At 60.0% G+C, this 14,767-nt stretch carries 18 protein-coding genes, 1 pseudogene and 2 riboswitches; of the genes and pseudogenes, 7 read left to right on the forward strand and 12 right to left on the reverse strand.

Annotated elements, in window-relative coordinates; all coding sequences use genetic code 11:
• Positions 1–336: 336 nt before the first annotated feature.
• The 4 genes from AC1RKI_RS26455 to AC1RKI_RS26470 all read left to right on the forward strand — a co-directional run bounded on the left by AC1RKI_RS26455 (position 337) and on the right by AC1RKI_RS26470 (position 3,046).
• Positions 337–975 carry a hypothetical protein gene (locus AC1RKI_RS26455; RefSeq protein WP_227461529.1) on the forward strand — a complete coding sequence of 213 codons (639 nt, stop codon included), beginning with the start codon at positions 337–339 and terminating at the stop codon, positions 973–975.
• Positions 976–1,416: 441 nt separating this feature from the next.
• On the forward strand, positions 1,417–1,584 hold the full coding sequence (locus AC1RKI_RS26460; protein WP_227461530.1) for a hypothetical protein: 168 nt from the start codon (positions 1,417–1,419) through the stop codon (positions 1,582–1,584).
• Positions 1,585–1,597: 13 nt separating this feature from the next.
• Complete coding sequence (istB, locus tag AC1RKI_RS26465; RefSeq protein WP_238487049.1) at positions 1,598–2,230, forward strand: IS21-like element helper ATPase IstB; 633 nt, start codon at positions 1,598–1,600, stop codon at positions 2,228–2,230.
• A gap of 156 nt (positions 2,231–2,386) precedes the next feature.
• A complete protein-coding gene (locus tag AC1RKI_RS26470; protein ID WP_227461531.1) occupies positions 2,387–3,046 on the forward strand; it encodes a phosphopyruvate hydratase family protein in 660 nt (219 codons plus the stop codon).
• 65 nt (positions 3,047–3,111) lie between these two features.
• On the opposite strand, the gene AC1RKI_RS26475 is transcribed toward AC1RKI_RS26470, so the two are convergent.
• The 9 genes from AC1RKI_RS26475 to AC1RKI_RS26515 all read right to left on the reverse strand — a co-directional run bounded on the left by AC1RKI_RS26475 (position 3,112) and on the right by AC1RKI_RS26515 (position 9,662).
• Entirely contained in the window at positions 3,112–3,462 is a 351-nt protein-coding gene (locus tag AC1RKI_RS26475) for a DUF190 domain-containing protein (RefSeq protein WP_227461532.1), read from the reverse strand.
• 46 nt (positions 3,463–3,508) lie between these two features.
• A complete protein-coding gene (locus AC1RKI_RS26480) occupies positions 3,509–4,555 on the reverse strand; it encodes an MFS transporter (RefSeq protein WP_227461607.1) in 1,047 nt (348 codons plus the stop codon).
• A 210-nt stretch (positions 4,556–4,765) separates the two neighbouring features.
• Positions 4,766–5,236, reverse strand: coding sequence for an HAD family hydrolase (locus AC1RKI_RS26485; RefSeq protein ID WP_227461533.1), 471 nt, complete (start codon positions 5,234–5,236; stop codon positions 4,766–4,768).
• 15 nt (positions 5,237–5,251) lie between these two features.
• The gene (locus AC1RKI_RS26490) at positions 5,252–5,671 is read right to left on the reverse strand and encodes a universal stress protein (protein ID WP_227461534.1); all 420 of its coding nucleotides are present in this window, start codon (positions 5,669–5,671) and stop codon (positions 5,252–5,254) included.
• Between the two features lie 14 nt (positions 5,672–5,685).
• Complete coding sequence (locus tag AC1RKI_RS26495) at positions 5,686–6,885, reverse strand: cation:proton antiporter (RefSeq protein WP_227461535.1); 1,200 nt, start codon at positions 6,883–6,885, stop codon at positions 5,686–5,688.
• A gap of 131 nt (positions 6,886–7,016) precedes the next feature.
• Positions 7,017–7,077: riboswitch (Fluoride riboswitch) on the reverse strand.
• 48 nt (positions 7,078–7,125) lie between these two features.
• Positions 7,126–7,458, reverse strand: coding sequence for a DUF190 domain-containing protein (locus AC1RKI_RS26500; protein ID WP_227461536.1), 333 nt, complete (start codon positions 7,456–7,458; stop codon positions 7,126–7,128).
• Positions 7,459–7,466: 8 nt separating this feature from the next.
• The gene (crcB, locus tag AC1RKI_RS26505) at positions 7,467–7,850 is read right to left on the reverse strand and encodes a fluoride efflux transporter CrcB (protein WP_227461537.1); all 384 of its coding nucleotides are present in this window, start codon (positions 7,848–7,850) and stop codon (positions 7,467–7,469) included.
• 118 nt (positions 7,851–7,968) lie between these two features.
• Entirely contained in the window at positions 7,969–8,334 is a 366-nt protein-coding gene (locus AC1RKI_RS26510) for a DUF190 domain-containing protein (RefSeq protein ID WP_227461538.1), read from the reverse strand.
• Entirely contained in the window at positions 8,331–9,662 is a 1,332-nt protein-coding gene (locus AC1RKI_RS26515) for a voltage-gated chloride channel family protein (RefSeq protein ID WP_227461539.1), read from the reverse strand. The genes AC1RKI_RS26510 and AC1RKI_RS26515 overlap by 4 nt, the downstream gene beginning before the upstream one ends.
• 76 nt (positions 9,663–9,738) lie before the next feature.
• Positions 9,739–9,805: riboswitch (Fluoride riboswitch) on the reverse strand.
• A gap of 145 nt (positions 9,806–9,950) precedes the next feature.
• Here AC1RKI_RS26515 and AC1RKI_RS26520 point away from each other — a divergent pair.
• Complete coding sequence (locus AC1RKI_RS26520) at positions 9,951–10,253, forward strand: transposase (protein ID WP_477147881.1); 303 nt, start codon at positions 9,951–9,953, stop codon at positions 10,251–10,253.
• On the opposite strand, the gene AC1RKI_RS26525 is transcribed toward AC1RKI_RS26520, so the two are convergent.
• Together AC1RKI_RS26525 and AC1RKI_RS26530 are read right to left on the reverse strand one after the other, a co-directional pair.
• Positions 10,144–10,923 carry a hypothetical protein gene (locus tag AC1RKI_RS26525; RefSeq protein ID WP_227461540.1) on the reverse strand — a complete coding sequence of 260 codons (780 nt, stop codon included), beginning with the start codon at positions 10,921–10,923 and terminating at the stop codon, positions 10,144–10,146. The two genes, AC1RKI_RS26520 and AC1RKI_RS26525, sit on opposite strands and share 110 nt — an antisense overlap.
• 472 nt (positions 10,924–11,395) lie before the next feature.
• Positions 11,396–11,954: pseudogene (locus tag AC1RKI_RS26530) on the reverse strand (ATP-binding protein); the annotation flags it as partial.
• Positions 11,955–12,847: 893 nt separating this feature from the next.
• Here AC1RKI_RS26530 and AC1RKI_RS26535 point away from each other — a divergent pair.
• Together AC1RKI_RS26535 and AC1RKI_RS26540 are read left to right on the forward strand one after the other, a co-directional pair.
• Positions 12,848–13,033: a hypothetical protein gene (locus AC1RKI_RS26535; RefSeq protein ID WP_227461541.1), complete on the forward strand. Its 186-nt coding sequence runs from the start codon at positions 12,848–12,850 to the stop codon at positions 13,031–13,033.
• Positions 13,034–13,448: 415 nt separating this feature from the next.
• Positions 13,449–13,676, forward strand: coding sequence for a hypothetical protein (locus AC1RKI_RS26540; RefSeq protein ID WP_227461542.1), 228 nt, complete (start codon positions 13,449–13,451; stop codon positions 13,674–13,676).
• A gap of 170 nt (positions 13,677–13,846) precedes the next feature.
• On the opposite strand, the gene AC1RKI_RS26545 is transcribed toward AC1RKI_RS26540, so the two are convergent.
• A complete protein-coding gene (locus tag AC1RKI_RS26545) occupies positions 13,847–14,758 on the reverse strand; it encodes a LysR family transcriptional regulator (RefSeq protein ID WP_227461543.1) in 912 nt (303 codons plus the stop codon).
• Positions 14,759–14,767 lie beyond the last annotated feature (9 nt).

Genomic DNA, 14,767 nt, shown 5'->3' on the forward strand with positions numbered 1-14,767 from the left:
TTAGAAAGTCTGCCAAAAAGTGATTTGTTAAATACTTTTAAGCGGGTTCCCGACGCGCGGAGGGAAGAGATAACGAGCGCCCATGCAGGCGGCAAAGCAGTGAAGTGCGAACCTTCCAGATGATGGCCGGATACGGGTTGTGCGTATATAGATGGCGTCAACCACGAGCCAAGCTGCGCTGAATGGAACTCGCGTTTGCCTTTGCTATGATCCCGGCGAGCCCGATTGCCGAGGAGACGTATGCGAATCCTGCGACTTGCTGCACTGGCGGTTGCCAGTGCGCTGGTAGTTCGCGCCTGGCTCCGCTCCAGTGACGGCGCTGCCCGACGAAGAAAAATGACCGATCCGATTACCCGCAGGTATTTCACTGGCGCCTCGAACGTTCACATGGATGAAGAGGCGGAACACTTGCTCCCAGTCCCCAGGGGAAGGGTGCCATGGTTCGTGGGCGCCATCGATGGAAGTGAAATACACGTCATGCTGGACCGGGAGGGTAATTCGTTCTTCTTCAGCATCGAGCACGAACTGCTCGAGCAGCCAATGGAGCGGGTGTTGTGGCAGGATCCGGATTCAGGCAATCTCTACCTGATGTGGAATCAGCTTTTCGAGTTGCGGGCTACGGCCCAGCGCCACGGTCTTGGAACACGCAGCCTAGCCGTCGAGCTCCACGAGGTCGCGCGTTTTGGCGTGGCAGTCGTGGGATGTCAAGCGGCGGGTCCGGCCGGTGGACGTAACGGGTACTATACTTGGCCACTGCTAGGATTTGACGCGAAGCTGTCCGCAGAGGACGCCGAGAGGCTTCCGGAGGACTTGGCGCATTGTTCCACCTTGAACGAGTTGTTCATGGAAGACGGTGGGGATGAACATTGGCGTCAGCACGGTCGGGCCATGGACGTCTACTTCGATCTTCAGCCCGACAGTACATCGTGGGTTATACTGAATTCCTATATGGAAGAACGAGGCATCACATTATGACTACCAAGTCCAAACCGGCTGTGCCTCCTCCGCGGGCCCTGAAGGATGTGGCCGCGGTGCTGGCTCGTCATTCCGCAAAACGTGTGATCCACGGGGACGACGCCGTATCGGCAGAGGTTGCCCGTGGTGGCTCCTCGCATCTCAAGACTGCGCGCGAGCGATTTCACGCCACCGTTAAAGTAAGACGCAAGGTCATCGCCGCCTGACACTGGATCACACATATAAGCCGCCTTCGGGCGGTTTTTCTTTTGGCGCATTCACAACACGTGTGGGCGGTATGCAGAACTTCGGCTACCAACGGTTCAACTGCGGGTATGTGGACAGGATCGGTCCGCTGATGAGTGAGGTGTTGGAAACGGCGTACAGGCCCCACGTCCACTATAAGGATCGAACGAGTGGCAGTTCACATAGATTGAATCCCTCGTTACTCGGAGAGAACGTATGTCTGGTCAGGTGTTGTTCCATATGTGGGATCCATATCGCCAGTCTCTGATCGAAGGGCATCGGTTTTACGTCGAGCAGGCGCGCAAGCGACTCTTGTCCCAGTTCGGAGACATCGAACGCGAGGCCAGTGCCGCAGCGGACGCATGGCTAGATAAAGCTGCGTAACAACCGCCGTCTGATGGCAGCAATGCATTCTTCCCGGCTCCCGGCTATCAAGACCCTGGAGGATTTCGATTTCGCCTTTCAGCCATCGATCAAGCGCGAACAAATCGAGAGCTTGCACGAACTCGGCTTTGTCGAGCGCAGGGAGAACGTCGTCCTGCTCGGCCCGCCTGGCGTTGGCAAAAGCCACCTCGCGATCAGCCTGGCCGTCGCCGCAGCCAAGCGGGGCCGCCGCGTCTACTACGGTACCTTGATCGACTTGATTTCGTCACTTGAGGAAGCGCAGGCGACGGGACAACTGCTTCGTCGTCTCACGGTGCTAACCCATCCAGCGTTGCTGGTCGTCGACGAGATTGGCTACCTGCCGATCACGCACGGCGGCGCTGTGCTGTTTTTCCAGCTTATCAGCCGACGCTATGAACACGCTTCCACCGTACTGACTTCCAACAAGGGATTCGAAGAATGGGGAGCTGTTTTCGGGGATGAAGTGATGGCTGCCGCGCTCATCGACCGAGTGCTGCATCACTGCCATCTCGTGAACATCAAGGGGAACAGCTATCGCATGCGGGAGCACGCAGAGCTCTCCCGGGAGCTTAACCGTGAGTCACGCGCCCGACGCACACGCGCGGAAATAACGGGCACCGCGTAGTCCCGAATTCGTTTGAACTGCTATCGCCTCCAATCGGCGATTCCCAACCCATGGCTGCCACTCGTCAGGAGGCGTCGCCCTTTTTTGAAGGCCTGCGTTACGCCGCGGAAACCTTTGCGTTGGGGAAGGTGCTGCGCGCAGGGCTACACCGTAAGCGTGGGCGATGAGGGCGGCTATGCGCCGCTGCTCAAGAACAACGAGGACGCGTGCGAGCTTATTCTCGAAGCTGTCATGGCCGCCGGCTATGAACCCGGACGGGACATTGCGATTGCGATCGATGCCGCAGCGACGTCCTTCTACCAAGGAGATCGCTATCGTCTGTCGCGTACCAGTTACCGTGTCATGACGAGCGACGAGATGACGTCCCTCTATGAGCAATGGCTCCACAAGTATCCCATTGTCTCGATGGAGGACGGCTTGGCGGAAACCGACTGGGATGGATTCCGGCAGCACACGGCGGCCCTCGGCAGCCGAGTTCAGATTGTCGGCGACGATCTCCTGGTCACCAATGCGAAGTTCATTGCTTGCGCCATTGAGGAGAAGTCCTGTAACACGGCGCTCATCAAGCTCAATCAGATCGGGACCGTCACCGAGACCATCGCCGCAGTGGACCTCTGCCGCAAGGCCGGCTGGGGCTATGTTATCTCCCACTGGTCCGGCGAAACCGAGGACACGTTCATGTCGGACTTCGCGGTGGCGATTGGAGGCGGCCAGATCAAGGCCGGATCGGTTTGCCGTGGCGAGCGCATCGCCAAATACAACCGGCTGCTCGAAATCGAGTTGGAGTTGGGCGAGCGCGCAGCGTTTGGACCATAGTGGGAGCGATAGCACCCCGCAGGCATCCAATCGGTCTGTTCACAGCGAGAGACGTCGCGGCACGGTTAGGCGCCAACTCCTTCAGCTTCGGGGGCCGGGGCACTCTTGCCGAGGAAGCCAAACTCGACCGGGAACTTCGCGTAGAACACCTTCACATCCTCTTTGGCCAGGCGCTCGAACAGGGTCTGCATCTCGGCTTCGGTGGCGATCATGGTGATCTCCTCCGGGCGGTCGGCCAGCTCCACGAAATGCCAGCTATGGAAGCGATGGTCGTGGCCGATGCCTTCTGCCGCAACGACATGCGTGGCACCACGGAACTTCAGCTCACGCATCAGTTCTATTAGCCAATGCGACAGCTGTTTGCCGTGGTAGCGCCGATTTTCGACCGTGTAGAGGGTGACTTGGTAACCGTGCACGATGGACTCCCTGGGTCTGCTGCCCGTTGTAGCGGGACCTATGCGATCAGTGTAGGTCACCCGCAGGATTGCGCATGCCCTTGCCCGCCAGCGCGAACAGCGGTATCGACAGCAACTGGGTGACCACGCAGAAGGCCAGCGCCCATGTGACGTGATGCTCATATGCGACGCCGATAACGACGCTGCCAAGGAACCAACAAATACCATAGCCGGCAGTGAACAGCCCGAAAGCGGAGGCACGCTTGTTGCGGGCAACCAGCGGTGTGACGGCTGCGGGAATGACCGACTCATGCACGCCGATGCCCACCCCCCACAAGACGGCGCCAAAGACTGCCGACACAAAGCCGCCGAGCCAGACCAGCGGTGCATAAAGCCAGGTAACCACCGCCAGCCACAGCACGACGCGGAATCCGAACCTGTCGAACAGGCGCCCAAACAAAAGCGACGCGCCACCACTACAGGCCATGGCGATGACGTAGAGCAAGGGTACCCATTCAGCGCCAAAGAGGTGCTTCTTGGCGAAGTGGAATGCGATGAGGGGATAGTCGGCAAAGCCTGCTGCCACCAAGCCGGCCGCCGCCAGATAAATCCAGAAGGCTTGCGGCAGGTTCGATGGGCCGGCGACTGTCTCGGCAGATTTGGACGCGAACCGTTCAGGATGGGGGTACACCAGCCGCGCTGCGGCCACGCACAGCAGATTGAGTGCGGCAGGAATGGCCAACGCGCTGAACGCTAGCCGGTAGTCGCCTCGAGCCGCCACGAGTGCCGCCACCACCAGGGGCCCGAACATTGCACCAAACTGGTCCAGCGCCTCGTGTAGACCAAATGCCCAGCCGTAACCGCCGAGCTGGTCACCGGCGTGCGAGAGCATCACATCGCGCGGCGGGTTGCGAATCGCCTTGCCAATCCGTTCCAAGATGAACAGACCGGCCGCCGTTCGCCAATTCGGCGCGAACGCCAGCAACGGCACCGAGACCATCTGCACGATGTAGCCCACGATGGTGGTAGGCCACAGTAGCCCAGTGGCGTCTGCGAATCGGCCGGTGACCAACCTCAGGCTATACCCGAGCAACTCGCCCAGGCCAACAATCACCCCCAAGCAGGCCAGCGCCAACGCCCAGTGAGGCGAGGAACGGCCCCGCCACGCTGCGAGCGCCTTCGTAGGTGAAGTCTGCGAAGAAACTGAGCACGCCAACTAGGACCACAAAGACCATGGTCGAGCGGTACGCCGGGCCTCTCTGCCGTAGTGGATGGCTTATATCGAACATGGCTCTCTCCGAGTGTGGGCGCGTCAACCTGACAATCAGGCCCGCAGGCCTGCAAGCAAGCGTCGGGGGTGCAGCAGCAAATCGAATGCGGCATGGATGTCGGTGACCACGAGATCCGCTGCCACCATGATCTCGGTCGCCATGCCTTCCGATCCCATCACGGCAATTGCTAACTGAGCGCATTGCAGCATGTGAAGGTCGTTTCGGCCGTTGCCGATCGCCGCGACCCCATCGAGCGGCAGGCGGCCATGGAAGGCCTGCTTGGCCTTGGCCTGGCCCTCCGCCTGCAAGATTTCGGCCTTGCAGGGCAACGACTGCAACTGCTTTGTCGCCGTCCCATGGGTGTCCCCGGTGACCACGTAGATGTCAAGCTGGTCCGCCAATCGGTGCATGCGCTCGGCCACGCCGGGCAGCAGTTCGCCATCCAGTGCTAGCGTGCCGTTGAAGTCGAACACTGCGGCATGCAGCTTCAGCCAGCCAAAGCCCGGGATTGCAAGGTCGATCATCGGTAGCGTCTCCTGTCATCGGACCACAAGTACCGGGCAATTGGCATGGTCAATCACGGCTCGCGCGACCGACCCCACGAGCCAGCGTTCAATCGCGCTGCGCCCACGGTGTCCCATCACGATGAGTTCGACGCCCAGTTCTTCCGCAAAATCTACAATCTGGCCGGCAGGATGCCCCGCCCGCAGATGAAAGGTCGCTTCAATGCCGATCGTCTTGGCCCGCCGTGCGAGTGCCCCGAAATTACCGGAGTAGTAGGCACGCGCGTGCTCAAGTTCGGCCTCGGTCCCCACGTCATCTGCAATCTCCGGGGTGCGTGCTACCGACAGGACGTGCAGGGTCGCGTCGGGCTTGTCCGTCAGGAGTTTGAGCGCCATGTCGAACGCCTTTTCCGAGGAGGACGACACGTCGAATGGAACAAGGATCTTTGAGAACATTGCGACCTCCTAAGTCATTCACTGGTCGTCACTTCAGCCACCTGCGGAGACGGCTTTCCGTCCTCTTGCGGCAGCAAGTGATGCGGCAGGAAGAAGGCATTGCCGATGAGCGTCGGCACCACGGCGCTGCCGATGACGGTGGCGACCAGATACGAGTACTGCGCGCGATCAATGATGCCGTGCGTCAGCCCGAACAGCGCCGAGATACTGCCGAACGTCAGCCCGGTCGACATGAGCATTGTCGTGTACCAGGCCTCCTGGTTCGGTGACCCATATAGCCGGGCGACCGGATAGACGCCGACGCTCTTAGTGGCAACCTTGGCCGCGAGCAAGATCACGAATGCCGCCGGTGCGGCGATCAGCGCGTCGACCGACACGAACGAGCCAGCCCGGATGAAGTAGAACGGGGTTAGCAGTCCGAACGTCAACGTGCGCAGGCGCCGAATTAGCGCGTGATCCTTGCCGACGGTGCCCGCCAGCACCATACCCACCAAGTAGGCGGGCAATACCGCTTCGCTCCCAGCCCACGTGGCGAGCGCGCCCAGCGCGAATAGCACCAGCAAGAGGAACTTCGCCTCCAACTCTGAGGGGCGCCCTCCATACCAGCGGAAAAAGCGCGGCGTGAGCCACGGCAGGATCAGGAACGCGACAACAATGCCGCCAAAGAACACGGCGGTCTTCCAGGTGAACGGCGAGAAGATAAAGCCCAGCGCGAGCACCGTGCCCAGATCGTTGACGAAACAGGCCGCGAGCAGCGTCTTGCCGTAAGTCGTCTTGTTAAGCCCGAACTCGAGCATGACGGCGTAGACCACTGCCACTGATGTCGTCGACAGCGCCACGCCCGCGAGCCAACTCGATAGCGTCGACCAGCCGAGAATCCACTTCGCGGCGGCAAAGCAGCCGAGAAATGGCAGGAAGAAGCCGACCAGCCCAATGCCCGATGCCTCGCGCCATCGAAGGCGGAAGACGGCTGGGTCAAGCTCGGCACCCGCCAGGAACGTCAGCACGATGGCGCCCGTACCGGACAGAAACTGGATCCATGACGCGTCGGCCTGCAGCAGGCTTCGGCCGATGAATGCGCCGATGACCAGCTGCGCCACGGTACCGACGACGATCTCAGACAGGGCCGTCGCCACAGGCAGCCAGATCGACAGCAGTGTCGCCAGCAGCGCGAGGCCGAGCCACAGAGAGGCAACAGGCCAGATTTCAGCCATGATGACCTCCGTCTGAACTGACGGACGGGGCAAAAACGACGTGGGAGCAAATCATGGTGCATATCCCTCGCAAAACAAGGGGCATGCACGGGGATAGGGCGTCAATCCGTCTGCATGCCCATAGGTTCTTGGGCTTGGCAGACATCATTAGCCTTGCGGCGGTTCGAGGAGGATGTCATCTCCCTGCAGCTAAGAATACAAGCCGATACTTCAGTCTGCAAGCGAGAAAGGCCACTCCCGTCAGGTGCCCGGACCGCCGCCTGCCTCACCGAATTCCACGGGCGTGCGCGCATAGAAGAGCGCCAATCCTGCCTCCTCATTGAGCCGGGCGAACACCCGCTCGCAGTCCCCTGCCGTGACGACCATCGAGACCTCGACAGGCTGATCGTGTTTCGAGAATAGGTGGTAGGCGTGGAGGTGATGGTGGTGCCCAATGCCTTCTGTGCAGACCATCATGGTGGCACCTTGAATGCCCATCGATGCCAGCAGTTCCATCAGCCATTCAGCCGCCGGCCTGTCGCCGTGCACGTGGCTCTGCTGCGCGAAGAAAGTGACTTGATATCCTTTTTTCATGATCGATCCTATTCACCCCACGCCCGCATGCCAATCGCCATGCCGAGTGCGGCAAGCACGAGCCCGCTACCCAGGTGCAGAGCGAGCGTGCCCACGGCGGCAAGCAATCGTCCCTCCTGCAACATCGTGAGCACCTCCAGCGTGAAGGTCGAGAAGGTCGTGTAACCGCCAAGGATACCGGTGATGATGCCAAGCCGCCATTCCGGTGCCAACGCGGCGTGCGACGAAAAAAACGCGCTGGACAGCCCAATGCAGAAGCAACCGGAGACATTGGCGAAGGCGGTTCCCAGCGGGACAGCCGCCCACAAGGGGTTGAGCCATGAGCCGATCATCCATCGGAGGATGGAGCCGAAGGCTCCACCCATGCCGACAGCCGCAGCAAATGACAGCATTTCGCAGCCTCCGTTGTTTTTGTTAGCGCGTTGAGGGCCCGGAATGGGCCGAGAATGCCTCAACGCGTTCTTACTGCTATCAGGATAGAGCCCGCGCCGTCGGACGCCAGGGGCTTGCTCAAGCCATGGCCGGTTTGGCGGGCGCTGGCTCGTGCACCTCGCACGGCATGAACACGGCCCTAACATCGCGTAGGTGCACCGCGTGGTGTTCCAGGAAGCGGCGCAGCTTCGGTTCCAGGTCGATCAGCTCCAGGCAGTGTGGCAGGTGCCCGTGCGAAGCGTCGACGTGGTGATGACGGAGCTTGCCGCCTCGCAGATAGCCGGCATGCACCTTGTGCAGGATGGCCTGTTCGATGCCGGCCTTGTTAGCGTGCAAGAGCAAGTGGCGTGCGAGCGTGGGGCGCAGCAGTCGGCGCCAGCCACCCGGGTGGTGGGTACGGGCCGCGTGATGGAAATACAGACGCAGGGAAACGATCTTGCTCATGGTTGGCGCGAAGCATCTTCAGGTTGCGCAGCCAGCGCGGCTGCGGTGGACGTTTGCTGGAATGCTGGAACCTCGGACAGACGCAGCCCCTCCGGGACGAACGCGCGCTTGGCCTGACCGACACGCTGTGCGTGATAGATGCCGGTGTGCCCGGAGAAGAGGTAGCTCACCACGCAGGCGATGCCGGCAAAGGTGCCGACTTCCGGCCCAAACAGCTCGATCGCCATGATGGTCGATGCGATTGGCGTGTTAGCCGCACCCGCGAACACAGCGACGAAGCCCAGGCCGGCGAGCAGCGGGAACGGCAGCGGCAGCACATAGCCGAGCGCATTGCCGAGGGCCGCTCCGATGTAGAAGAGCGGCGTGACTTCGCCACCCTTGAAGCCGGAGGCCAGCGTCACGACTGTGAAGGCGATCTTGCCGGCAAAGTCGCATGCGGGCAGCGGGTTGTGAAATGCATCCACGATAGTCGGGATGCCCAAGCCCAGATATTTGTCCGTGCCGAGCGCCATGGCGGCTGCAGCCACCACGCAGCCGCCCAGAAACGGGCGCAGCGGGCCAAACGGAATACGCTTCTTCAAGGCACGGGAGAGTCGATGCGTCAACTCGGAGAAGGTCATGCCCGCCAAGCCGAAAACGATGCCGGCGATCACCACCGCTCCGATCGCCAGCGGCGTGAGATGCGGCACGAGCGGGATCGCGTACGGCGTGTGGTGGACACCGAGCAGCGGCGGCACCAGGTCGCCGACGATGGCCGCGACGAAGCACGGCAGGATCGCGTCGTAGCGCAAGCGTCCGATGGCGAGCACTTCCAGCCCGAACACCGCACCCGCCAGCGGGGTACCGAACACCGACGCAAAGCCTGCGCTGATGCCCGACATCAGCAGGATGCGGCGCTCGTCCTTGTCGAGCCGGAACAGCCGGGTCAGATAATCCGCAAAGCTGCCGCCCATCTGCACGGCGGTGCCTTCGCGTCCGGCCGAGCCGCCAAAGAGATGCGTTACGATCGTGCCGAGCAGGATCAGCGGCGCCATGCGCTTGGGCACGATGCGCTTCGGGTCGTGAATCTCGTCGATCAGCAGGTTGTTGCCGCCTTCGACCGAGCGCCCGGTGTAGTGGTAGAGCAGGCCGACGGCCAAGCCCGCCAGGGGCAGGAAACAGAGCAGCCATGGATGCGACGTGCGCGTGCCAGTTGCCCAATCCAGCGCCAGTAGGAGCGCAGCTGAGCCGAGACCGGCCAGGATGCCAATCAGCGAGCCCAAGAACAGCCAGCGGACCAGATACGGCAGCATGGCCAATTGCTCCGGGGGAGCGTACTTTTTCTTCATGAGGACCAGATTCGAAGAACTCAAACCTGGACGGCAGGACGCCGTATGGGCGTGTGCCTACAACTTCCCTGTCCAGGAACCTGTAGGCATCATCAGCCGATGGGATCGGCGGTTAAGGGAGGTATGCCATCTCCGCAAGCCGCCGATTCTGCCCGAAGGCTCGCCGCACCGCAACACCCGGGGGCGCATTTCCTCCCTGTTTCTGCCACGAATGGCATTAAAACAATGCGCGAGTCATCGCATTGCGGATGTGCGTTGTCATAGGTACCCAAGATCCGCGGTCCGGTGATGAAGCGACAGATCAGTTGTGCGGAAGCCGAAAGCCATGGCAAGAAGCGGGTAACACGCCGTCAGCGCTTTCTGGCGGAAATGGAAAGCGCGGCGCCGAGGTCGCGGCTGATAGCGGCAGTCGAGCCGTACTACCCCAAGGGCAAACGCGGGCGGCCGCCGATCGGACTGGAGCGGATGCTGTGCATCTATTTCACGGGGGGCATCCCATCAATACTGCGCCGCACAATGAGCGCAGGAACATTGGCTCAGCTCTTTGCAAGTATCGGCCGCCCCGAGCGTGCAAATTTCGATTGGCGTTGACATCTAGGCGCAACTTCTGGTTCACGAGCGGTCGATCCTCGGTTAGCGGTGGCTCTCGCAGGATGAATCGCGCCTCTCCCTCTGGTTGCCAAGCTTTGCGCTTCCGCAGGGCGGTCATGTCCAGGGACGCGAAGCCATTGTCATCTACCAAGTCCAACAGCGGAACGTTATCGCTGTACTTCACGTGATAGGCGGTCGCTACGAGCTGAGTGATATTGAGTTGGATACAAACGCCGGTGTAATCCGCCGCATACGCGCTCCAAAGGTGACCATTTAAAGGCGATAGCGCCATGCTGAGGATCCGGTACTGCTCATCTATTGCCATATGGTATAGACCGGCGGTCGCGCCAGCCATCTGCGCCAGTTTCCCGGGCGTCAGTTGGGCGAGTTCATTCTGAATCTCTGCCTCGGTTGGCTGAGTGTCTCGATGTGCGATGCAACGCCGTGCCCACGCTTCGATTTTGGCCTTGTACGCTCGATCGCTCAGGTCTCCGATTACTAGGTCAGGCCGGCATTCCTCCGGATCGTTAAGCTGGCGCGGAGTCGGGCAGAAAATTTTATTGTCCCGCAGTATCTCCAGCGTGTGCTCGAAGTTTGCACCGCTCAACGACTTGTACTTGTATAACGGGCCTCTGTGAATGCTGATCTGGTCGTTAATGATGAGAGGCATCGACTGTCGGGCGAGTTGGGCTGGCTCCCATTTTAGCTGGAGCCCCGCGCGCGCTGAGACGAAGCGCTGAGCGGCTGGTGTACGTCGAAAGCTGACTCCAGAACCGTGCTGGAGCGAATGCCGGTAGCGGGTTGGAGCCTGCCTCTGACGCCGGCAAGCTCCTCCAGGCGGCTCGATCAACAATCGCTGGATGAGTCCGATCGGCTACTTAGCGAGGGGAAGAACCGGCTCGCAGTGCAGGAGATACTCTGGCTGCTAGAAACAATTTCGGCGGCGTTCCAGGGTTCTCAGCACGACGACGGCACGGTGACGGGAAAGTACTTTAACAAGATCGTTTGCGACCTCAGTCGTTTGAACAAGGGCAGGGTGCTGGGGGAGGTTACAGGTCGGGTGGAGAAGTTGCACGGTGCTGATGTCCATCGAATACTGACCCGCCGTTTTCATCTAAATTTGACCCACCCTCGCTTCATAGTCACAGCTCCTCTGGTGTAGATTCTGGCACTGCAGTTGTCGTTTTCTGGCTGTTCTTCCGGGTCTGGGGCTTCTTCTTTTCTGCTGCACTGCTATGCCTGATTCGCCATGAATCGTTCCCTGTTTCGACGATGTAGCAGTGATGCGTCAATCGGTCTAACAGTGCGGTGGTCATCTTTGCGTCACCAAACACACTTTCCCCTTCTATGAAGCTGAGATTGGTCGTGATGATTGATGATGCTAGTACGCTCATACAGTTTCGAGAACAGGTGGAACAGCAGCGCGCCGCCAGTTTGGGTGAAGGGTAGATAGCCCAACTCGTCGAGGACGACCGCGTCCACATACATGAGACGATGTGCGAGCTGCCCCGGCTTGCCTATCGCTTTCTCCGCCTCCCGGAGATTGACCAACTCCACCGTGGAGAAGAAGCGCACTCGTTTCGTGTGCTGCTGGATGGCCTCAATCCCTATCGAGCTCGCCAGATGGGTCTTGCCTGTTCCGGGGCCACCGATGAATACGACGTTTTGCGCTGACTCACAGAACTTCAGCGTATGAAGTTCGCCGCCTATTCGACGCACTATCACCGGCTCGACATGCTGGCACACGTCGCCATGAGGCAAGGCGCCGGCCACTGGCTGGACAGCAATGAAGCGCTGTCACGACAGGCGCTGCTGCGTTCCGAGTTTTATACGGACCCTCGCGTGCCCGACTCACAGGCCCACTCACGAGGCACGTTTCCGGTTGTGTCACCGCAACACGATTTGTAAACGTGTCTGATGGAGTACTTTTCTTGACAGCGAAACGTGTTTGCCTTGTGCTGCAATCTGTAGAGTCCTTCTTTTGCGCGGTTCACATGCGCTGAAGAAATGCACGGCATAGCGAGGCAGTCGCGCAGAATGGCAGGATGCCGAGGGGCGATGCGAACTGCGTCGGGAATTGGCTGGGCAATCGGCTAGTGAAGCGCTCTCGCTCGAACGGGGAGCGCGCGAGTTTTTGTCCGATTTCCAGGCGGGATGTCGCCGACGCTGATAAATGGATCATGAGTCGGTTCGTGCCCGGATGGTCGTGGGAACATGAACTGACGCGGGCGCGGCGCCGGCCGCGCCGCGTGGAAGCGGCGATCTATGCGGAAGTACAGGATGGGTCGCCGGTTCTTTGCGCGCTGACTTCTGGGTCGCATCAGCAATGGGCATGTTGTTGTCTCCATTCACCTGCTCAGCCGAGCGCCAGAACCCAACCATTTGAAGGGGCAGGTTGCAAAAGTGGCGATTCGGCATCTCAAATTCTTCGCCGCCGCGTTTGGCTGCACTGTGGCTTCACTGCAGCGTCCTATCCCGGAACTGGTTTCCTACTAGAAGGAACTTGGCCTTCATCGCGAAGTTAAGAAAAATAGTAAAATCGAGAGCCGGAACCTGTGCGACGAATTGTCGGCAGCAGCCGAGGGAGCCGAACCATGAAAGCCAACACCACACGCCTTGTTCGCAAGAACGGGCAGTTTGAATCGCCGGAAGCCATTCGTGCGCGATTGGCAGCGTTCGCACTGGCGACGAGCACTGCGGCGGCTCGTCGCAGCAAGATTGAAGAGCCAACGGTGCACGGATCCGTGCTGGCAGGCCGTCGCATTCGCGTCGCTAGTTAATTTCGAACCAGTTTGTCGGAAGCCTCCTTCGGGAGGCTTTTCTTTTGGGTGTTTGCCTGGAAACTGTATGGAGACGTGCGATCCCGATAAGCTCAAGGAAAACGCGGTGTCTCCGCCACTCAGCGCATCCTGGCCCAGCGCTATGGTATGCATCTTCCCGATGGCTTCACGTTTGTTCGTCCACACATGCGCGGTGCATTGGCTGAGGCCGACCGGGTACGAGTTTAACCTACGTTGAAAATGTCTCGGTTAAGGAAATCGGAACGGTGCCGATATTGAGCATATCAAAATCCCCGATGTCCAGGCGGTGCCAGAGCAAAATCATCACGTGGATGATTCTCTCACTTGGTGGGAGAAGACCGTTGAATATGCATTCGTTTAACAGGCGCTGCCACCAATGTCCGTGGCAATGCCGATGGATGGCAAGCCCGAAGAGGCTTCGGCCGACCTCTTTTTCGCGGAAGGCGCGAAATTCCGTCTCATTGAGTTCAAGGCTCGTGCAGCCAACATCAATTCGGAAAAGCGGAAGTTTCCTGAGCTACACGATTTCAGGGGAACGTTGCGCGAAGGCCTGCTGAATCAGTCCGCGGTCCTCACGGCACACGGAGGTGCTGCCGCCCACTGGCCGTCTTTGGGGCAGTAGTCGATGGCGAGTTCGTTCTCCAAGCAAGGCAATATTGTGAGGACCATGACTATCGAGTGGGCAATACCACGCTTGCACACCTAGCAGGAAGGGAAAGGGACACAATGGCCGACTATCTTGAGTGAAAGTTCGGATTGTCGCGTGTGGCGATGAGGCTGGCTTCTCGGTCATCAGATGAGCAGGGCCGCGGTGTGATGCTGCACGTATTCGATGAAAGCGTGCACCTTGCGCGACTGCCGCCGATTGAGTGCGTAGACAAAGTGAATCCCGGCGTCCTGCAGCGTGCTAATCAATGGAAAGTCCGGCAGCAACTGAACCAGCCGCCCCGCAACCAGCGCTTCGCGAGCCAACCAGTAAGGCACCAGGGCGATGCCCATCCCGGCCAGAGCCGCTTCTAGCAACACCTCAACATCGTTGGCTACCAGATCGCCTTGTGGCACCACTTCGACACAGCCTTCGCCGTCGGGATTCGCGAAGCTCCAGGCAACCCGCTCGCCGGAGCGGCGGTAACGCAAGCAATTGTGGTGAAGCAGGTCCGCAGTGGATTGTGGAATTTCTCGCCCGCTCAGAAAATCGGGGTGACAAACGAGCAACCGCCGATAACGGCCTAGCGATCTGCAGACGAGACTGGAATCGCCAAGCTTACCGATTCGTATGGCCAGGTCAGTGTCAGTCTCGACTAGGTCGACATAGTCATCGGTGAACGACAACTCCAGCGTGATCTTGGGAAATGCTGCGAGAAACGAAGGAACCAGCGGCGTCAACAAGCGCTTGCCAAAGACCCGTGGAGAACTGACTTTAAGCCGCCCGCGAGGTTCGTCGGCAAACGACGCAATGCTCTCGTTAACAGCATCCAGCTCGGCCAACAAGGCATCCAACTGTTCCTTATAGGTACAGCCGGGCTCCGTCAGCGCCAGCCGGCGGGTGCTGCGGGTCAAGAGCTTGACGCCCAGGTATTCTTCGAGCGAATCAACTTGACGGGAAACGCTGGAAGCAGCGATACCCAGTAGCTCGCCAGCGTCGGTGAAGCTCAGTGTCGAGGCCACCTTCTGGAAGACTCGCATCGCCGCCAGCATGTCCATGCTTGTGTT

The sequence above is a fragment of the Cupriavidus sp. GW822-FHT06G04 genome, assembly GCF_058799075.1.